This window comes from Microthrixaceae bacterium, from assembly GCA_016702505.1.
Lineage (GTDB): Bacteria > Actinomycetota > Acidimicrobiia > Acidimicrobiales > Iamiaceae > Aquihabitans.
Genome location: JADJDU010000009.1, coordinates 59,703 through 79,098 on the forward strand (window position 1 = coordinate 59,703; position 19,396 = coordinate 79,098).

Consider the following 19,396-nt stretch of genomic DNA (forward strand, 5'->3'; position numbering starts at 1 on the left):
TCGCGCTGGGCGGACGAGGCATCGCCGCCTGTTGCCGCGGCCCCGGTCGGGGTCGGGACGACAGGGGCTACAGGGGCTGGTTGATGATCTGGTTGATCTCGGCCAGGAGCTGGTAGCGGTCCGCCAGCTCCTGATCGTCGTCCCAGTCCTCGTCCGTCGTCTCGGTCGTCTCCGGTTGGAGGAGGTGGTGGTCCGTCAGGACGATCTCCTCGGCGGTCGACCACGCCTGGTAGCTGCGGTGCCGGTAGGCCTCGAGGTTCTCGTTGGTTCGGGGTTGGCCGAGGATCTGGTCGCGCAGGTCGCTGATCGCGGTTGCGATCGTCTCTCCGGCCTCGGTGAAGAAGTCGTCGGGGTCCGGGATCTGCGAATAGGCGTCCGGGCGGTGGGTCCGGTTGTGCTCGAGGACGAGCTGGCCGTAGCGGTTCATCGCGAATCGCCTCCTTTGCCGTTGTGTCGGCTTCGGTGGGAGGGAGCTCGATGTCGAAGAGCCAGAGCTGTTCGGATGGAGTGCGGCGCGTGCTCCGATCGCTGGACACAAGCTACCGCCACGACCGGCCGCCCCAGCGGAGCATCGTCGTCACAGCCCGCGGCCTTCCATCGCTACCGCAGGCGGGCGGTGCTGCTGTCCGGTCTCGCGTTCCAGCGCGGCAGCGGTCTCCGCATTGCGGTCGCGGACCCACATCTCCTGGGTTCCGTCGCTGGCGCACCGTCGGTAGCCGGCACCGGCCAGCTCGGCGCGGGTGCGATCCCCAGGGTCGTTGCGACACAGCACGACCTGGTGCTGTCGAGGGTCGTAGACGACCTCGACCTCACGACCCGCCCACTGCCCGGCCGGTTCGGACGTCCAACCGGCTGGGGCCAGCCGCGCACGAGATGTGGGACGCAGGAACGGCTTCACGCTGCCGCCTCCCGCTCGCTGCACTGCTTGCCCGGCTCCATGGCCGCGCGCTCAGCCAGATGCGGTGTCGCATAGAACGGCCGGGTGCGGACATGCGCCGGCGGCAGGGTTCCGTGGACCAGGAGCGCATCGCCGGGTCGCATCTGGCGCAACACGTGGGCGGGGGCGAGCGGGACCTGGGTCGTCGAGTACTGGTCCGAGCCACCGTTGAGCCGCTCGGCCGCCGTGCGCGACCGGGTGTCGACCTCGGCCTGGCCGAGGATCCGATCGACGTAGCCGAGCGACGCCGGATCGGACAGCCCGGCGTACATGACCTTGGTGAGGTGGTTGGTGAGGATCGTGTCGGACTGCGGGCCGTAGGCGGCGTTTAGCTGGGCGAGGCTCTGCCAGATCGTCACCAGCAGCACGCCGATGCCGGCGAGGGTCGACGCGTACTCCGGCAGCGACCGCAGCGGCGTGTTGCCGGCCTCGTCGATCACCACCAGCAGCGGCGGGTCGAGGGGCTTTCCGGTCTCTGCGACGTGGCGGTACGCCTGGTTGATCAGGTCGTTGAGCAGACCGCCGAACGCCGGGGCCAGCCGGCGCTGGTCCTCGATCGGCGAGCACAGGTAGACGGTGTTCTGCCTCCGCTCGTCGAGCAGCCAACCGAGATCGATCTGGCCGTCTCCTTCCTTGCCGGGCTTGGGTCGACGGCCCTTCCCGGGTGGGACATGGGCGGGGCGAGCCGACGCCGCGACCCCAGGGTCGGACCACGGCCACACCACGGTCTGGGTGGTGGCGTAGATCGACGAGCGGGTGCGGTCCTCCATCTGCCACACCGACTTGAGGCTCTGGTGGACATCGCTGGCGCCGTTCGACACGGCGCTGTTGTTCGAGTTGAGCAACGGCTTGATGGCGTCGTAGACCTCGCCGTCACCGGCATCGGTCGGGCGGTCCTGGGAGAACACCCACTGGCACACCGCGCCCATGTCCCGGTGGCCGTGATGGGCGATGAACAGCAGGCCCGACAGCAGGATCTCGGCCTGCGCCAACCAGAAGTCCATGCCGCCCTCGACCCCACCACGAGGCGCCGCGTCGCAAAGCGCTCGCGCCGCCCGCTGCGCCCCGGCGACCGTGCCCGCCTGCTGCAACGGTGACCACAGCGCAGTCGTCCCCTTCGGGATAGACGACGACATCGGGTCGTAGATCCGCACCTCGCCGACGCTGGAGCGCCATCCCTGGGTGGCTCCGAGCAGATCTGCCTTCACCGACGACAGGACCGCCGGCCCCTGCCACTCCAAGATCCCGGCCACCGCAGCAGTCGTCTTGCCCGACCGCGACGGCCCGACCAGAGCGACGGCTCCTCGGTCGCCCCGGCGCGGTTCACCGAACCGATGCTTCGGCTGAGCGCCTTGCAGCGGCGACGGCTCGGTGGCGACGAGCCACCGACCGAACCGGGCCACTACGAACCGACCTGCGACCGGTTCCCGGACGAGCAGTGCCCGCAGGTCCCGATGCCGCGCGAACCGAGGCCGGGCATCCACACCGAGCGGCCGACGGCGGGTCGTCCCCACCTTCGAGCGGCTGAACCAGCGGACGCCAAGCCCGACGATCGTCGCCACGATCGCTCCAGCTATCCCGGTGCTCAGCCAGTAGAGCGGCGCCCCCGGCAACGCCTGGTCGTAGGGCGCCGGCCAAGCAGCGGCCGGTGCGGCCAGGTTCGAGGGCAGGCCACCGGTGGCGTCAGCAGCCGCCGAGAAGGCGACCCCTTGGGGCGCCCCCGACAGCAGCAGCGCCAGGGATGCGCCCGCCCACACGACCCCGACGACCAACAGCGCTGCCCCGGCCAGCACGAGCACCAGGACCTCGAACACCCCAAGCCCATCGCGTTCCATACCCAGGTAAGCCGCGAAACGCCGAGAAAACCGCGCTCTTCTTCGCCGCCGCGGCGTCCGCCGACCTCAACAGCGGCGGAATCCCTGCCGATACTTGATCCACTGTGTTGTCGACGCGGCGGCCCGCGGGGGGGGGTGTGGGGTGGGGGGGGCGCCCCCCGCGGGGGGGCCCCCCCCGTGGGGGTGGTGGGGGGCGGGGGCGGGGGCGGGGGGGGGGGGGGGGGGGGGGCCCCAGGGGGGGGACGAGGCGGGGGGGGGGCGGGGGCCCGCGGGGGGGCGGGCCCCCGGGGCGCCCCCGGGAGAATCCTCGTGGACGGTCTCGACGCGATCGCAGGCCAGGTCAGCCTCGACAAGAGCCTCGGGCAGGACGCCATCGCGTGGATGCGCGGAATCGCAGGGTCAGCCGTCACCGGAGTCGGAATCAGCGCTGGCCTGACCACGGCTGTCACCACGTTCGCAACAGCGAGCACCGGTACCGCGATCTGACGCCTGGGCGCCGCGACGAACGCGACCCTGCCTTCCTCGGTGGCGGAAGCAGGGCGGCGGCGGAATGCTGGAGCCCTGATCCTCGGCCCCCCTTCACCCAGCAGGCGAGAAGGCAAAGACGAAGGCGGTCGAGAACGAAGCTGCCGTCAACATCGCGATCGCCGAAGCACAGGAGACGAAGGCGAAGTTCGATGCGATCATCACGCGAGCGGAAGAGCTCGAGTCCCCCTCACCACCTCCTTTTTTTGGGTTTTGGGGGGCCCCGCCGGGCCCCTCGAGTCGGAACCCTTCAACCCCGAGGAGCACGCGATCCCGTTTCAGCAGGCCCTCACGCTGACGATTGCAGTGCGCGATGTCGCTTCTACCCCTGTCGTGGATGAAGCAGGCGACCTGAACGAGGAGACGTCCACGTTCGGCGGCGGCCCCCGCGGGGGGCCGGGGAGGGGACAGGGGGGCGCCGCCATCGGGGGAAGAGCACACCAGGTGTATCACGGGCCGAGCAGATTGCCCACTTATCGGGTCCGCAGCATGCGAAGAGCAGCGCGAGAGATGTTCACCCGCCTCGACCAGGCAATGGATACGGGCGACCAGGTCCAGTCCGGGGCGCCCCCCCTGCCACAGGGATTCGTGCGCCCCTCGCCCTCACCTTCACACCCCCCCGGGGCCGGGGGGGCGGGGGGGGGGGGGGGGGGTCCGGGGATCTGACAGCGAGTGGGGCCTCGCGGTCCAGCTTGCGGGGCACATCAGTGCGGGCGGCGATCTTCCGGTCCTCGCGAGTCCGGTTCTCCTGGATCCCGGCGAGGCCCTCCATGCGGATCTGTCGGCCGATGGGTGGCGGTTCCTGGCGATCGACGTCTTCTACGACGAGCCCCGGGTCGTTGCGTTCGGTGGGCCGCTTCTGTTCGCGACGACGGCACTGGCAGCGGGTTCCGCACGGCGCCGAGCACGTGCGGAGGCGGAGCGGCTGGCAGCTCCGCAGTGGCGTTCACTTGGCGGTCTACGCATCCTCGCCACCGACCGACGACTGCTGGTGTGGTTCGAGGGAGCCTGGGCCTCGGTCTGGTATGCGGGCATCCGCGAGATCCACCCCGACCTATCCGCTCGCCGGGCGACGATGACCTTCGACGACGACCCGCCCTACGCCCTTGCAGGACCGTGGGTGCCGTACCTGGTCGTGGCGATGACGACCTGCATGGTTGGCCGTCTCGGTGTGGACGCGATGGGGGCCGCGCTCCTCCCGCAGTGAAGGGTCACCGCTCCACCCCGGCCCCGACCGAACGGGTTGCCATCGCCTGATCGACGGCGGACTCGAGGCGAGAGGGCCAGTCGTCCGAGCGACGCATCGCGTCGTTGAGGTCACCGGTATCGAGGTCGAGTCGGACAGGGGTCCGGTCTCGTGCCTCGAGGAGCGTGGCGAGTCGGTCGGCTCCGGCTTGGCCTGCGTCGTCGGCGTCGAAGGCCAAGACCAGCGGGTGTGGGAGACGAGCGAGCGCGAGGGCGACGGACTCGTCGCCGTAGGTGGCGCTGAGCACGCCGACGGCCCGGTAGCCGGCTGTGGCCGCGGAGAGCGCGTCGATCGCGCCTTCGGTCACGATGACCTCGGGGTGTCGGCACTCGGCGGGACGCATCCTGGTGAGCTTTGGGTTGGCGGCGAGGTCAGCTCTCGGGTTGAGGTACCGGGGCCGGTCAGGATCGGGGTGCGGCACGCGGATCTGGGCGTAGACGGCCCGACCTTCGACGATCGTCGGAAGGACTGCTCCGTGGGCTCGGGGCATGCCGTCGGGGCGGTCCTGGTAGCGAGCACCGAGATCGACACCGATGCGGTTCTGGGCGAGGACATCGGCGGGGATGGCGCGGACGTTGGTGAGCCACCGTCGGATCGCTCGTCCTTCGGGCTTCCACAGCCGTTCGGCGCACTCGTCGACGTAGCGCTGGAGCCCTTCGGAATCCCGACAGCCGGGCATCATCGGCCGCTGCGCGGTTGCCGGTTGGCGGGACGGCTGCCAGTCGGTTCCCTGGTCGTGGTGCCCGACTCGATCCGCGAGGAACTCAAGGGCGTCGCGCACGGTGCCGCCCTTGCAGGCGATAACGAGGTCGATGGCCGAGCCGCCGTCGCCGCAACCGTGGCAACGCCACCGTTGGTCGCCTTGGTGGCCGCGGAAGATGCTGAGCGGCGGGGTGCGGCCAGTCTGGGCGTGGTTCGGGTTGGGGCAGGTCCACATCGGGCTGCGGGCGGTTCCGACGTGGCCGCCGATGAGGTCGTCGGCGAGCGCGGCGAGGTCGGTGGCGGCGAGGAGCGCTTCGCGGTCGTACATGTCACGCCGCCTCGACCTCGCCGGCCTGCCTCGCGTTCATCCGGGCATCGGTGTCGCAGATCGCGGCTTCGCTCGGGCCGAGGACGTGGTGGACAACGGCCGTTCGGCCACCGAGCTTCCACAGGGCACGGCCTCGGGTGAGCTGTCCGACGATCGAGGCTTCGGGTTCGGTGAGCCCGAAGTGAGCGACCGCGGCGTCGAGCTGGTCTGGGGCTTGGCGGAGGATGATCTTGGTGGCCGAGTCGGCGAGCAGCCCGGCGGCGATCTTGCTGGTGGCGGTGCCGTCGTCGGCTTGGGCGACGAGGTCGGATGCCCGGTGGGTGATACACAGGTTGGCAACGCCGTAGGTGCGGCCGAGCTTGAAGCAGGTCTGGAGGTAGCCCGCGGTGTGGCGGTTGCCGAGCAGTGCCCAGGCTTCGTCGAGGACCTGGATGCGTTGCGGTCCGGGACACGCCATCAGCTGTTGGAACCACCCGGCGGTGGCGACCATCACCAGCGGGAGAGCCTCGGAGTCGAGCGGCACCGCCGACAGGTCGAGTACGACGCCAGGGCCGTCCCAGCGAAGCGGGACCGTGGAACGCCCGTCGAACATGCCGCGCAGGGAGCGGGACAGGAGCTTGTCGAGGGCGTAGGCGACGTTGCTCGTCTCGGCCGCGAGGTCCCGGCCGTGGGACCGGAGCCGTTCGGCCATCTGATCGGTGGGGTCGGCGACGAGGTGGGCGACGTCGGTGAGTGTCGGCTCGACGAGTGGCGCGGCGGTGAGTTGTTCGACCGCAGCGAACACGACGGCGTCCTCGAGCTGGGTGAGGTTGCGTTCGAGGACGGTGGCGACGAGCGCGGTGCACATCTCGGCGCGTCGGAGGATCTGGCGGTCCTCGGGCTCGTGTTCGGCCGCGGGACCGGGAGCGAGCGGGTTGATGGTGGCGGTGCCGCCCGGGCTGAGCCGCACGGTGGTGAGACCGAGGTGCTCAGCGAGCGACGCGTACTCGCCCTTCGGGTCGGCGATGGCAATCCAGCGTCCGGCGTTGCCGGTCCCGTAGACGGCGGCTTGGCGCCACAGGAGGCACTTGACGAGGGCGGACTTGCCGTTGCCGGGTTCGCCGAGGACCCAGCCGTTGGGGTTGGTGACCAGCCCAGCGGCGTATGCCTCGAAGGGGTCCCAGCAGAACTCGCCTCCTCCGGCGAGGAGGTCGAGGCCGACGTAGGTGCCCCGGTGTCCGAACGAGCCCTGGACCGAGAACGGGTAGATGCTGGCCACGTGCGCGGTCGTGCCGCGGTGGAAGTTGAGGCGAAGCGATGCCCGGTTCATGACGCCAGCAACGTGGAGGGGGCGAGACCGAGGGGCAGCGACGCGGCCCACGCGATGTCTTGACGGGCGTCGAGGACCCGCAGGTCCATGCCGGTCTCACGGGCGAGCTGCTCGACGACCTCGGCCTGTTCGTCGAGCTCCTCTTGGGTTCGGGCCGACACGGTGACCAGCCCGGCGTAGCCCATCTCGGGGTAGCCGGCGACGAGCTCCTCCTCGCGGTCGAGCAGCGCTTGGGTGGCTCGCCGGTGGCGAGCGTCGACCCGTCGACCCTTGTCCTCCTTGGTGATGGCGTCGGACTCGAGCTTCACCAGGTCGCGTTCGATGCGGCGCCGGCTCTGATGGGTCGGGACCGGCTGGAAGTAGACGGTCATCGACCGCGTGATCCCGCCGCTCGACAGGAACGGTTCGAGCCATGCCGGGGGAACAGCGAGGCGGGGCCAGGTACCGACCCACCAGGTGCGGTGATGCGCGGCATCGACCTGGATGTCCCGCCATCCGGCGTCGAGAACGAGTGGGCCAGCCGTGGCAGCGCGGACGAGGGCAAGACGTTCGACGAGACGTCCTCGTCTCGCTCGCGGCCGGGCGCTGACCGGATCGATCCGAGAACGGATCAGCCGCTGGAGACCCGCCGCGTCGAGCGGATCACCGGCGCTGAGCGCCGCGGAGCGCAGACCACGGAGCAGCGCTTCGACGGACGTGATGAGCGCTCGACGGAGGTGGTCGTCGGCGTTGCCAGCGCTGGTGCGGTGACGGGAGAGGCGTTCCTTCGCAACGGTGATGGTGACGACGGCTTCGTGGTTGATCGCCGTGGTCGTGCCGTCCTCGAGCAGCTCTCGGTACGACTCAGCGGCGCCCGGCACGGGGTTGCCGCGCTGATCGCTGTCGAGCCAGGTGATGTGGTCGCCCATGCCCGACGGCCGGGCGAGGTCCGACCACGAGAGGTGCGAGACGACGCCTCGTTCGACCGCGAACTGTCCGAGCAGGTCGCCCCAAGCCGCGAGGAGTCGTTCCTGTTCACCCCTGGGTTCGACGACGAACTGTGGACCCGACACCGGGATAACCGCTGTGAGGGTTCGGCGGTGACCGTCGCGGAAGGCACCGAGGCGGCTTCCAGCCCGCCAGTCGATGTCGACGATGTCGATGCCGTCGAGGCACGGTGGCATCGGCGCGGGATCATCCCCGTCGGTCCACAGCGGCAGCGGTGCCTGCCAGCGCCGACCGCGTCGCAAACGGGCGGCCAGCCAGCCCACGAGCAGGGGCAGCCACTCCCAGCTGGCGTGACCACCGATGCGGGTGAAGCTCACCGCGGCGGACACCACGACCGGCACCGCTGCGACAGGCAGTGGAGCGCCGATGGTCAGCGCGCCGACACCGAGGACGATCCCTGCGCCGAGGAGCCCGCACTGCACGACGCCGAGGCCGAGGAACACGCCGGAGGTGTCGAGCGGTTCCAGCTTGTAGGTGCGCTCGATACGTTCAGCTCGCATCGGGCCGACCTCCTCGCTGTGGCCCTTGACCGTTGCGGCCCGACCCCGGCGGCCTGGCTGGTCGTTCGGGGCGTCTCGACGCCGGACCAGAGGACCCCGACCCGGAGCTGGACCCTGCGTCGCTGGCGTCGGACGCGGCTTCCGCGGTCCCAGTTGCCGCTGACGCGCCCTTCTTGACGCCCTTGGCTGCCGCCTGAGCGCCGACGACTGCGACGGCTACAGGCCCAGCCGCTGCACCAGCAGCGCCGGCTCCGCCCGCTGCGGCACCCCCACCCGCGCCTCCGGCCGCGCCGGCCTTGGATGCAGCCGCACCGCCACCGCCCGCCGGGAGCGCGGCACCGTTGGCGCCCGATGCAGCTGCCTTGCCGTTGGCGATCTGGCTGTAGCGCCGACCCGACACCATCTGGACGGTGTTGGCGGCCATCATCCCCTGCTGGCCCGCCCGAACCGGTCCGCCCTTCACGCCTTGGGCGACGAGCGCTCCCTCGGTGAGCGGTAGGAGCCGGGCGATCAGCAACGGCGAGAACGCGGAGACACCGAACGCCGCCGCGGCGGTGAGCAATATGCCAACGGCCTGGGTGACCGACCCGCCGGGGTCCTCGGCGAACACCTCCGGTTCGGGCAACGCCGTGACCTCGCCACCCGAACCGGCGCCGACCGCGGCCGCAGCTGCGACGGACAGTGCGATGGCGATGACGAGCTTCGACACGATGAGTGCGACGAGCAGGTCGAGGAGCTTGCGGCTGGCGCCGCGAGTGGCGGGCCAAAGTCGGGCGGCGAACACGAGCGGGGCGAGGGCGACGACGATGTAGATAAGCGCGGAGCGCACAACGAGCTCGGCCACGAGGATCAGCCCGGCGAGCACGGTGACCAGCCCGAGGACGAAGACCACGAAAGCGGTAGACGTGCCGCCGTTGAGGTGGCTGAGGGTGGCGACCACGGCTCCGAACTCGGAGATGTCGTCTTGGAAGTTGCCGAGGACCTCGCCGGAGAGCGCGTCGGTGAGCTGGACAAGGATCTGCGTGACGGTGACGAGCCCGACCATCCCGATGATCGAGATCGGCAGCTCGAGGCCCATGCGGCGCAGCATCCCGCCGACGTCTCCGCTGAGGGTTCCCTGGACGATCCCGGCCAGGACGAACAACAACAGGAGGCTGGCACCGATCCCGACGGTGGTGGCGTAGGGGCCGTCACCGGTGATGAACCAGTCGGCCTGGACGTTGGGGTCCGTGGAGTCCAAGAAGAAGTTGAACACCCCGCCGACAACCCACACCACGGCGTCGACGACCCAGGCGACCAGCCCACCGATGATCATCTCGAACCCTGCGGTAGCGACACCGCCGACGAACCCGGTGACCTTGTCGATGGCCCAACCGATCGGATTGGGGAATCCGATGCCGAGGATCACTGGACCGGCTCCCCGTCGAGTCGGGTGAACCCGGCGAGGGTCTCGTCGAAGGGGACGGCATCCCACGGCTGGTCCTGCGGTCCGGTCATCGGGGTCGGACCGGGGTGGTCACGCACACCGTCGACGCGCCAGTCGCCGTCGAGCCACGCAAGGTCGACGGTGACGGTCAGGAACTCGCTCTGCGGGGCGGCGACCTCCGCGGCCGACAGGATCGTCACGACCCACACCGCCACGCGGGCTTGGTCGCCGTCGAAGGTCTCGACGTTCCAGGCCAGGGGCCGCACCAGCCACCAGACCCGGCCCGACGATGCGCCGAGCTGGTCGCGGGCCATCGAGACCTCGAGAACGATGTCGTCGGCCATGCGTGGCGCCGCGACCGGGGTGGCGATCTCGTCGACCGCGGCACGGATCTCGTCGTCGGTGAAATACAGCCAGCGCTGCGCCGCCGTCGAGTACGACACCGCGGCGGCGACCGCTCCCGCTTCGTCATCGGAGAACCCGACATCGAGGCCAGCTCGTTCCAGCGTCGGTCCGGGGGTTCCCTCGGCGACCGGTGGCCGAGGTGTCGGCTCGGCGGCCTGAGGATCGGTCGGATGGCCGGACGGACTGTCGTTGCCGGTGAAGCGGGTGACCGCGACGCCGGCCACGAGCATGACCGTGGCCAGTGACGCCACGATGACGGTGCTGCGCTTCGGCATCGGGGAGGTGGTGGACGGCATCAGCTCGCCGCCTCGAACAGCATGTTCACCGCGGTCGGGGCGACTCCGGCGAGGATGGCGCCGACGACGCCACCCATGGCGAGCGCCTTGCCTCGGCTCGCACCGCCGTAGCTGCCGCCCTCCCGTGCGAGGCCGTACATGGCGGCGCCGATGAGCAGAGCGCCGAGGCTGCCCCACAGGGCGAGCATCTGGGACCAGTTGAGCAGCCTCTGGATCAGGTCGGCCCCGGGCATGCCCGTGGAGTTCGGGTCGACAGACACCTGGGCGAGAACTCCGACGAGACGAGTCATCGGGCCACCTCCTTCGAGTCGGGAAACGAGCGGCACAGGGGTAAGCCGCGAACCGGCCCGAAAATCGACAAGAAATCCCGCGGGAATCTCGGCCTGTCGCGGCCTACTCAGGTATGAAGCGCTCGAAGCTCTCCGCCGCCATCGCCCTCACGTTCCTGATCTTCCTCAGCGGACTCGTCGCCGTGCCGTTCCTCGCGGTCGCCGCCGGGGGCGCGGCGCCACCGTGCGGCGCTGGTGGTCCGCTCGAAGTCGAAGACGACGGGACGCCAAGCATCCTCGGACCTTCCACGCTCACAGTCACCGACCTCCGGGCTTGGTGGGATGCCAGCGGCCGAGGCCAACCGAGCCGTCTCGGCATCGACATCGCCGATCTGATCGCGCTGTACCTGTCGGAGGGCGATGCCGAAGGTGTCCGCGGTGACATGGCGTTCGCTCAGGCCATCGGCGAGACCGGCCACTTCACCAACAGCGACACGTCGATCAACAACTTCGCCGGCATCGCCCACTACGACAACGCCGCGTCAGGCAGCGCGTTCGCCGACCCCGTCATCGGCGTGCGAGCCCACATCCAGCTCCTCAAGAAGTACGCAGCAGGCAACGACACGGCGCTCGCCAACCCCGACGTGTCCCCCAACGCCGGAGCGTCGGCCAGCACCTGGGGCGGACTCGCCGGGACCTGGGCATCCTCGCCCACCTACTGGACCCTGCTCAGCGACATCTACGGCGCCATGCTCGACGCCGCCGGACAGGTCGACGCCGACCCCGCCACCGGCATGGGCACCGAATGCCCGACCGGCGACCTCGCGGTGGCCGGCGACTACGCCCTACCGGTCGAACGCCGCTGGTACGACGAGCACCCCGAGTGGTTCACCAAGCCCCACCACGACTACCCCGCCGCCGACATCCCCGTCCCCACCGGCACCCCGATCTTCGCCGTGACCAACGGAGTGGTCGTCTCCACGCCGACCAGCGGCGCCTGCGGCATCGGCGTCATCATCAACGGCGACGACGGCGCCCAGTACACCTACTGCCACGGCCTCCCCGGCAGTCACACCATCGCGACCGGCGACCGGGTCGAGGTCGGCCAGCACCTCATGGACAGCGCCTCCACTGGCAACAGCACCGGCCCCCACCTCCACTTCGCCATCAAGGTCGACGGCACCGCGAGGTGCCCCCAGGCGCTTCTGGTGAGCATCGCCGATGGAGCGCCCGTAACCCCGGACTCCTTGGCAACCGGCGGGTGCACGTACTGACCAAACCCCATCCCTCCGCCAAGTGACGGGGTTCTCAGCTCGTGGTCGACTCGATACGGGCTCGGTGCCGCTCGTACTCGACATCCACGTAGTCCCTGTGGCGGATAAGAGTCCCTTCCTCCTGCCGATACTTACGACCGCTGTCGCCCCTGAACGAGAGCCAGTTGAAGCTGGTCACGACCATCTCGGCGTCCCAGATGAGGATCTTGGCGTGGGTGTCGCCCAGTTCCGTGAGGGTCAGCTTCTTGACGTCGCCTGCCAGTTTCGTCAACCGCTCGAGAGCGGCAGCGTCATGCCCTCGACGTCTGCCCGCTTGATCCGTAGCCGATGTGAATGGTTACGCCGCGCTGACAGCCGGCGGAGAGCTGCAACGAAGTCGTCGTCGACAACGGCGTTCCGAATCCATGGGGCAATGATCAGAAGGCGGCTGGATGCAGTATCAAGTGCTTCCTCGAGGAGATTCCGGTGTTCGAACGTCGGGATCGAACGGATCGGAAGGGCCGCTCGGTGGGCCTTCAGTTGCTCGAGCTCGACGCGGAGTTCCTCAACCTCGCGCTCGCGGTCATCGAGCCGCTCGCGCGTACTCGGATCCCGACGCCGAACGTCCTGCTCGACCTCGGCAACCCCAGCATCAGCGACTGCCGCTTCGTAAGCGCGTGTGGTCTGGCGAAGTCTCCGGTCGAGCTCGATGACTTCGTCTTCGGCTGGGCGGAGTTCCTCGATCTCCGCTGGGAGACTCGGGCGCTCGGCGTCGAGAGAGTTTGGGTCGTCGAGTTCGATGCCGAGCCGTGCGAGTCCGCCAACCTCCTCAAATGCTCGGTCGTGCTCCTGGGAGTGGTGCTCATCAACCACGAAAGACACTCGGATGGCCGACTGATCGTCGGCGACAAAGACGAGCATGAGTGCTGGCAGGTACTTCGTCCTGGCCCCCAGACTCAGCATCTGGACGACATCGACGTCAACTTCTGAGCGACGTGTCTTAGGCAACTCCGCCAGCTCACGGTTCAGGGCAACCATCTCGATCTCTTCGATCTCGGGGCGGCGCCGACGCCGCGGAGGAATCAGCCTCGTATCCGAGTCCTTAAAGCGTCGAGGGTTGTCCCACTCGTTCATCCATCGAGGGGACAGCTTCCACAGCAACCGATCGAAGCCGATCCTCAGCTCAGTTCGTTGCGGAATGTCCTGCACTCGCTCTTCCAGCGCGGCCTTGCCTGCGGACGACAGGCGAATCTCGCGACCTGAGGTGCCCGGCGGGTAGTCGACGAGGTCTGACTGCAACAACGCGAGGACGGACCGGCGGACCACGGCCTCCTGCAATCCCAGAAGTCCCTCGATCTCATGGGACGCACGAAGACCGAGGTCGGCAAGCCGCAGCACGTACTCGTCCACCACGGCGAGCTCGCTTCGCTTCAGCGCCATGACGTCAAGACGGAGTTCGAAGAAGGGAAGCCCGACCTCCTCGTAGTCAACGAGGTTGAAGCCCGTGTGGAGTCCCTCGAAGCGCTGCACCACCTCGTCGCTACGGCCATCGGAACTCAGCTCCCTAACGGTGCAGAGACGGGTGCTGGCGCACAAAGCGAAGCACGTCACCGAGGGGACCACCGGCCTGCTCGAAGAATGAGGAATCGCCGACGATCGTCAGCAGATACTTGCCCCGGGACAGCGCCACGTTCGCACGCTCGAGGTCGCGGACGAACCCCATCTTGAATCGTGGGTTCGACCGAACCGTCGAGAAGACCAGAGCATCCGCCTCCCGACCTTGTGCCGCATCGACGGTGTTCACTTCGATCTCAAGGTGTGGAAGTCGCTCACGTTCTTGTCGGACTCGTCGCGCAAGCTCGGCCACCTGGGCGGAGTAGGGGGCCAGCACAAGGACGTGCATCGGATCGGTCGCGTCCCTAGCCGCGAGCGCATCGAGGCGTTTGAGGTGCCTCATCACCTCGCGCGCCTCACACAGGTTGAGGAAGGTCTTGGCATTCGTCTCGCGCTCACCGCGGTCTCTCAGCCCATCAGTCGCCAGCCAGCAAACCGGGGAACCCTGCAACTCGGCGGTCAAGCCCAATGGCTGGCGGTCGGCGCTCTCGAGCGCACCACCGTAGAAGCAGGAGCTGATCAGACCACCGATCTGCGGGACCATCCGGTACTGGCGATTCAGCGACCGGCTGTTCGCGCTGGGTAGACCACGAGCGAGTCGTCCGAAGAGCGTCTGCTTGAGTTCGTCGGGATCCAGGCTGAACTCGTCCTGAACCGACCTGTCTCTGAGCGCCTCGTCCAGGAACGGGGGTAGCTGCTTCTCATCGCCGACCAGCACCCACCGTTTCGCACGCACGAGGGGGACCAACGTCTCTGTCGCGGTCGCCTTCGAGGCCTCGTCCACGATGCAGAGGTCGAACACCTCATCGTCGATACCTGGCGCACCAGCGATTCCGACGCACGTCCCGCGACCATCTGGCTGGCGACGACGAGGGCCGCCTCAAACTCGGTCCCGGAGGCGATTCGATCGAGCCACTTCGCCTGCGCGTCAACTACCTGCTTGAGGTTGACGCCCGTCTCGTCAGCGCCAGCGGGGAGGAGCGCTGCACCGGCGTCGACAAGTTCTCCAACAACAAGTTCCGCTAGATCACGGGAGCCGACGAGGTCGGCGATCAAAGGGTCATCCGCGACAAGCTGCGCCCGGCGACTCGTCAAGTCTCGCCCGTCGCGCAGCTTCTCGATCTCGGCCTCGATGTCGGCTTGTGCGTCCTCGGCTGCAGCACCCTCCTCATGGGCCCCGGCACCTAGCTGCTTGATTCGTCGCGAGATCCCTGCATCGCACAACGCGATCCGGCGAAGCAGGTCAACCAGCTCAGCGATTCGCATTGACTTGCGGACGGTCGAAACGTCGACGCCATGGTCACCGACGAGACGCTCGAGGTACGCGGTGCTGCGTTCCCGTACTTCCTCGCGCCACCGATCGAGCTGCACCTCGATCGCGAGGTCGAGCACATCCGCCGCCATGGTCTCCTGGGCTCGCCGACCGACTCGCACCATCCGCAGGTCCGGGCTGACCTTCCTGATCTGCATGAGCGCGTTGTCGACAGCGACGGGTCTGGGACGCGAACAGCCCCCTGCCCTGGTGTCTTTCGGAAGAGCTGGGCTGCAAGCTCGGCGATGAAGGTTGTCTTTCCAGTACCGGGAGGGCCATGAACGACAACGAAGTCCTCGCTAGCCAGGGGCTGAGTGACTGCGGCTCGCTCGGTGTCTCGAGATCAGACCGTGCCCACTCCAACGACCGCCGGCTGGATCTCGGTGGCCTGATCGGGTTGGAGTACAAGATCCGAGCGACACGCTGAGGCCCGACCCCCGAATCGGACTCGAGCGAGTGCATCGCGCTCCCGATTGAGCTTCGCCCGAGACGCCCCCATGTCGAGCGCTAGGTAGCCAGCCTGCGGTACAGCGCGGCTGGGGAGGCGCTCCACGTACAAGACCACGTCGCCATCGTGAACCGCATCAATCGTCCCGTGCGACGAATCGTCCACGCTCGTCGAGCAAGGCTCGTTGGAGCCCTGCGACGTCCTCGATCGCTTCGTCCGCAAAGGAGAGCGTCAGCCGGTAGCCGTTCTGGCTCTTGAACCGAACCGCGATGCGATCCTCCCGTTCCTCCTCGGCTGCCTCACGAGCGTCGAGCTGTTTGCTCCACTGATCAAAAAGTCGAGCACGCTCCTGCGCCGTCCGCTCGCCATGCCTCCATGCCCATGCGCAAGCGCTCGACCAGCGCACGGATGTCCGATCTCGCCGAGTCGTAGTTGAGCGGCGCATTCACAGTGAAGCGGACGTCATCCAGGACAAGGTGACGGTCGCGACGCGAGTCGTTCTCCACGGCGCCCACGCGGGCACCACTGATGATGGCCAGGCGTGGCTCGCGCTCGTCCGCGACGACGCGGAAGCTCCATTCATCCCCGTACAGGAAAAAGTGGCGGGTGTCACCAAACCAGGAGTCCGCGAACACCGCCGCGTCTTCGCCATCCTCAAGTAGCGGTCGCAGGCTCGGCGCATCGCTCAGCTCACGCAGGATGAGGCTTCCTACCTCGGACTCCGGAAGGTCCTCTTCCTTCAGAATCTTGGCTCGAGTCGACTGCTTCACGTCTAGCGAAATCGTCAACGGGGCACGCCCGTCAGCGTCTTCGCGGTTGACCAGACGCTCGAACCGAGCAGAAGCTCGGGGGCACTGCGCCGGCTGCCGACTTCGAGTGAGGTGCACGACTCGAGGATGTCGAGGAGCTCGAGCCTCGCATCTCGAGACCCCAACGCACCGGCGAAGTCGTCGTAGGTCTCGCTCGGCTGCTTGGACAGGCACGCCAGTAAGAACACGCCAAATCCGAAGACATCCCGCGAGAAGCTGGACTTGGACTCCGACTCGGCGGCGCAAACGGATAGGAGCTGAGTTCGCAGGCGTGTGAGTTATCGGACAGGGAGGTCTTGATCTTGCTGATGCCGAAGTCAGCCAGCTTCGGAACGCCGTCATCCGTCACCAAGACGTTCGACGGCTTCACGTCTCGGTGGACGATCTTGCGTTCATGCGCGAAGGCGAGGGCGCGCAGCACTGGCAAGCCGACCTCTCGAACGACCTCGTCGGGGGGAAGATCCCGGCCATCGAGCCACGAGCCCAGCTCATTCGGCACCCACTCGAGAGCCAGGAAGTAGCGACCGGTGTCCGAATCGATGCCCGCGTCTCGCAGACGCACGATGTTGTTGTGCTTCAACTCCCGCAAGGCGGAGACCTCGCGCTCGAAGAGCAGTTGCAAGGTCTCATTCCGGTCGGGCAGATCCTTCAAGAGCTTGAGAGCGACGCGAGCTCCGCCGTCTTCGAGGTCGCTGCAGGCAAGGACCTCAGAGAGTCCCCCGATACGTGCTGGCTCGTTGAGGACCGCGTACCTGCCTTCGACTACTCGCGCCACTGCCCCTATCCCTCCTTGACGAGGGCTAGGTCGAACCCGCCCGACGTTTGCCTCGATTGACGCGGATGGACCCCACGCACGGCCGAAGCCTGAATCACATCTCGAACCCGACGCTTGGCCGGACCGGCTACCACGACCTGGAGTTGGCTAGCCCCCGCCTCCAAGGCCATGGTGACCGCTGCAGAGAGAACGCTCTCGACCTCGTCGTCGTGATCGCCTACGACAACCGTGAGCTGGCCGTCGACCACCTGCACTGGGCCCTCCGGCTGTTCTGCAACCCGTTCAAGAAGAACCCCGAGAGCGGGTGCCTTCGAATCCTCGACGAGGTCAGACACAAGTCGTAGGGAGCCGAGTACCTGGTCCTCGTTCACCTCGCACACCGTGATCCGGACCTTCTCCCGAGGCTTCAGGCCTCGCTTGTCGGCAGGAATCTGTTCGGGCGCGATCCACACCTCGAGGGCGTCGTCGACACGAACGAGCACGCCGCGGCCATCTGCCTTCACTGCGACTGCGTCGCACTCGTCGCCAGCAACGAGTGAGTGTCGGAGTTGAGCCGAGCGCTCCTTCCTTCGCTTCTCGATGGCGTCACGCCGGGAGAGCACGGCACTACCGCGCTCCGAATCGAGCTCGATCACCATGGCCGTCACGGTCTTGCCAACGAACGACGCCAGGTCCTCGACCCAGTCGGTGTCAACGTGGCTGGCTGGGATGAATGCTCGAACCCCGGCATCGACGCGGAGACCGCCCTTGACGACCTCGACCACGGTTCCCTGGACAGGAGTTCCCTGTGCCTTGTGCTCGACGAGTTCTCGCCATCGAGGCTGGCTCACCCGCCTGCGAGCCGAACCTCGTAGGCCCGGGGCCTCCTTCCTCCGACCAGCTAGGCGCTGCCGAATCGCATCAACCTCGCGCTGATCGAGGACAGACTCGGGGGACGAAACACCAAGGGCCGACAGGTCGCCAGCACAAGCGAAGGGGTCCACCTCGAGGACGCCCCCTCTAACTCGTCTGCCGGTGGCATCCCGGGCCGTTCCCTCTCCGTCACGAACGTACCCTCCGTCGCCAGGGCAGAGGCTCGCCGCCTGCGACCGCGACCGAGGGCCCCGGCCAGGCCAGCTATCCGTCCCGAGGTCGCAGTTGCTCGACCTGGTCATCAGGGTCGCCGAGGTCGGCTTGGTCGAGGGCGGCTGCGTGCTCTTGGTAGAGGTGGTCGGCGGCTGAGCGGTCACCCGTCGCGATGTGGACTCGCATGAGCGCGGCGACGACACCGCCGTTGAGCGGTGCGGCCTGGATGAGGCGGCGGAGGGTGGCGATGGCGACGTCGGGCTGGTCGTTGTCGAGGCACAGCTCGGTGAATGCCTTGGCGACCCCGGCGATGCGTCCTTCCCAGGTGGTGGCCTGGTGCTCGAAGTCGACCCAGCCGAACGAGGCGCGGCCAGTGTTCGTGTAGCTGAACGGTCGGCCAGTCACGAGATCGAGGGCTGATCGATAGCTCTCGATCGCGTCCGCTGGCTCCTGGCGCTGCACCTGCGCAACGTGCCACTCGAAGAGCTCGACATCGGTCCGCACGCCGGGACCGATCGTGTAGGAGCCCCGCTCGTTGGGTGGGAGGTGCTGGGAGCCGATGGCGTCCCGGCAGCGGGTCATTGTCTCGAGGAGGCGTTTGCGGTTCGACGACCCCGACGCGCCGAACCAGACCGCCTCCTCGAGAGCATCGGACGTCACGGTTCGATTGAGCGCCAGGTAGGCGGTGACCGAGGTGGCCTTGGCGTGCATGGTCTTCTCGGCGCCCTCCACGCGGATCTCGCCCAGGAGCCGGACCAGGATCTCGTAGGTGGGTGGACCAGGCGGCTCCACCGTCTCTTCGGCCACCTCTGCGGCCTCCTCCGTCTCGGCGTCGGGTTCGGCAGACGTGGGTGGTTCGCTGGCCGGTCCGTCGAGGTCGAGACCTTCGCGGTGATCCTCGCCGACACCATCGCCAGGGTCGTCATCGGGGTCGGGGATGTTGAACAGGCGACCCATGTCCTCAAGGGCGGTGGCGTCGACCTGCTGTGGGGTGAAGGAGACATCGAGGTCGTCGAGGCAGATCTCCTCGGCGTCGCAGTGGATGGTGGTCAGCGCGCCTTCGAATGCATCGGCGACGACGACGGCGACAGCGGAGGGCTGGCTGTCGACGAGGAGGCCGAGGAGCTCGGGTGGGGGTGGTTTGGTGGCGACGACGACCATCGGCATCAACGCGTCGTGGTTCGGATCATGTCCTCGACCCACGAAGGCGTTGGGCCAGTTGTTCAGGGTGAGGGCGCGGTGCGAACCGGTCGCCCAAGCGGTGAGGTCGTCGGCGAAGTCATGCCAGGTCTCCTTGTGGGTGAGCTGGGGTAGACCTGCTGCTTCGGGGTCGACGAGGTCGCCGATGGTGATGA

The 19,396-nt window shown here is 68.1% G+C and carries 21 protein-coding genes; 3 read left to right on the forward strand and 18 right to left on the reverse strand.

The features are described from left to right. Positions 1–67: 67 nt before the first annotated feature. The 3 genes from IPG97_10035 to IPG97_10045 all read right to left on the reverse strand — a co-directional run bounded on the left by IPG97_10035 (position 68) and on the right by IPG97_10045 (position 2,772). Positions 68–427 carry a hypothetical protein gene (locus IPG97_10035; GenBank protein MBK6856861.1) on the reverse strand — a complete coding sequence of 120 codons (360 nt, stop codon included), beginning with the start codon at positions 425–427 and terminating at the stop codon, positions 68–70. Between the two features lie 150 nt (positions 428–577). Then, positions 578–898, reverse strand: coding sequence for a hypothetical protein (locus IPG97_10040; GenBank protein ID MBK6856862.1), 321 nt, complete (start codon positions 896–898; stop codon positions 578–580). Further along, on the reverse strand, positions 895–2,772 hold the full coding sequence (locus IPG97_10045) for a type IV secretory system conjugative DNA transfer family protein (protein MBK6856863.1): 1,878 nt from the start codon (positions 2,770–2,772) through the stop codon (positions 895–897). The genes IPG97_10040 and IPG97_10045 overlap by 4 nt, the downstream gene beginning before the upstream one ends. A gap of 309 nt (positions 2,773–3,081) precedes the next feature. On the opposite strand from IPG97_10045, the gene IPG97_10050 reads away from it, so the two are divergent. After that, positions 3,082–3,258 carry a hypothetical protein gene (locus tag IPG97_10050; GenBank protein MBK6856864.1) on the forward strand — a complete coding sequence of 59 codons (177 nt, stop codon included), beginning with the start codon at positions 3,082–3,084 and terminating at the stop codon, positions 3,256–3,258. A gap of 1,030 nt (positions 3,259–4,288) precedes the next feature. Further along, complete coding sequence (locus IPG97_10055; protein MBK6856865.1) at positions 4,289–4,504, forward strand: hypothetical protein; 216 nt, start codon at positions 4,289–4,291, stop codon at positions 4,502–4,504. A 4-nt stretch (positions 4,505–4,508) separates the two neighbouring features. On the opposite strand, the gene IPG97_10060 is transcribed toward IPG97_10055, so the two are convergent. From IPG97_10060 to IPG97_10085, 6 genes are read right to left on the reverse strand one after another with little or no spacing between them, the layout of a single operon-like run. After that, positions 4,509–5,573, reverse strand: a complete 1,065-nt coding sequence (locus IPG97_10060) for a toprim domain-containing protein (protein MBK6856866.1) — start codon at positions 5,571–5,573, stop codon at positions 4,509–4,511. 1 nt (position 5,574) lies between these two features. Beyond that, positions 5,575–6,882 (reverse strand): ATP-binding protein, encoded by a 1,308-nt coding sequence (locus IPG97_10065; GenBank protein ID MBK6856867.1) that lies wholly within the window; start codon positions 6,880–6,882, stop codon positions 5,575–5,577. Continuing rightward, the gene (locus tag IPG97_10070; GenBank protein ID MBK6856868.1) at positions 6,879–8,369 is read right to left on the reverse strand and encodes a hypothetical protein; all 1,491 of its coding nucleotides are present in this window, start codon (positions 8,367–8,369) and stop codon (positions 6,879–6,881) included. Before IPG97_10070 ends, IPG97_10065 begins: the two co-directional genes overlap by 4 nt. Further along, entirely contained in the window at positions 8,359–9,777 is a 1,419-nt protein-coding gene (locus tag IPG97_10075) for a type IV secretion system protein (GenBank protein ID MBK6856869.1), read from the reverse strand. The genes IPG97_10070 and IPG97_10075 overlap by 11 nt, the downstream gene beginning before the upstream one ends. Then, positions 9,774–10,496 carry a hypothetical protein gene (locus IPG97_10080; GenBank protein MBK6856870.1) on the reverse strand — a complete coding sequence of 241 codons (723 nt, stop codon included), beginning with the start codon at positions 10,494–10,496 and terminating at the stop codon, positions 9,774–9,776. The genes IPG97_10075 and IPG97_10080 overlap by 4 nt, the downstream gene beginning before the upstream one ends. Further along, on the reverse strand, positions 10,496–10,786 hold the full coding sequence (locus tag IPG97_10085; protein ID MBK6856871.1) for a hypothetical protein: 291 nt from the start codon (positions 10,784–10,786) through the stop codon (positions 10,496–10,498). The genes IPG97_10080 and IPG97_10085 overlap by 1 nt, the downstream gene beginning before the upstream one ends. Positions 10,787–10,899: 113 nt before the next feature. On the opposite strand from IPG97_10085, the gene IPG97_10090 reads away from it, so the two are divergent. Further along, the gene (locus tag IPG97_10090; protein MBK6856872.1) at positions 10,900–12,039 is read left to right on the forward strand and encodes a peptidoglycan DD-metalloendopeptidase family protein; all 1,140 of its coding nucleotides are present in this window, start codon (positions 10,900–10,902) and stop codon (positions 12,037–12,039) included. 34 nt (positions 12,040–12,073) lie between these two features. Here the strand turns inward: IPG97_10090 and IPG97_10095 are convergent, their stop codons facing one another. The 9 genes from IPG97_10095 to IPG97_10135 form a co-directional block, all read right to left on the reverse strand. Beyond that, a complete protein-coding gene (locus IPG97_10095; GenBank protein ID MBK6856873.1) occupies positions 12,074–12,310 on the reverse strand; it encodes a hypothetical protein in 237 nt (78 codons plus the stop codon). Further along, positions 12,307–13,548, reverse strand: a complete 1,242-nt coding sequence (locus IPG97_10100; protein ID MBK6856874.1) for a hypothetical protein — start codon at positions 13,546–13,548, stop codon at positions 12,307–12,309. Before IPG97_10100 ends, IPG97_10095 begins: the two co-directional genes overlap by 4 nt. Before the next feature lie 34 nt (positions 13,549–13,582). Beyond that, positions 13,583–14,416: a hypothetical protein gene (locus IPG97_10105; protein MBK6856875.1), complete on the reverse strand. Its 834-nt coding sequence runs from the start codon at positions 14,414–14,416 to the stop codon at positions 13,583–13,585. A 400-nt stretch (positions 14,417–14,816) separates the two neighbouring features. Further along, positions 14,817–15,251, reverse strand: a complete 435-nt coding sequence (locus IPG97_10110) for an AAA family ATPase (GenBank protein ID MBK6856876.1) — start codon at positions 15,249–15,251, stop codon at positions 14,817–14,819. A 36-nt stretch (positions 15,252–15,287) separates the two neighbouring features. Then, a complete protein-coding gene (locus IPG97_10115) occupies positions 15,288–15,557 on the reverse strand; it encodes a hypothetical protein (GenBank protein MBK6856877.1) in 270 nt (89 codons plus the stop codon). Between the two features lie 164 nt (positions 15,558–15,721). Then, positions 15,722–16,162 (reverse strand): hypothetical protein, encoded by a 441-nt coding sequence (locus IPG97_10120; GenBank protein MBK6856878.1) that lies wholly within the window; start codon positions 16,160–16,162, stop codon positions 15,722–15,724. Positions 16,163–16,193: 31 nt separating this feature from the next. Beyond that, positions 16,194–16,976 carry a serine/threonine protein kinase gene (locus IPG97_10125; GenBank protein MBK6856879.1) on the reverse strand — a complete coding sequence of 261 codons (783 nt, stop codon included), beginning with the start codon at positions 16,974–16,976 and terminating at the stop codon, positions 16,194–16,196. A gap of 5 nt (positions 16,977–16,981) precedes the next feature. Then, positions 16,982–17,806, reverse strand: a complete 825-nt coding sequence (locus IPG97_10130) for a S1 RNA-binding domain-containing protein (GenBank protein ID MBK6856880.1) — start codon at positions 17,804–17,806, stop codon at positions 16,982–16,984. A 286-nt stretch (positions 17,807–18,092) separates the two neighbouring features. Then, positions 18,093–19,208, reverse strand: coding sequence for a hypothetical protein (locus IPG97_10135; GenBank protein ID MBK6856881.1), 1,116 nt, complete (start codon positions 19,206–19,208; stop codon positions 18,093–18,095). Between the last annotated feature and the right edge of the window lie 188 nt (positions 19,209–19,396).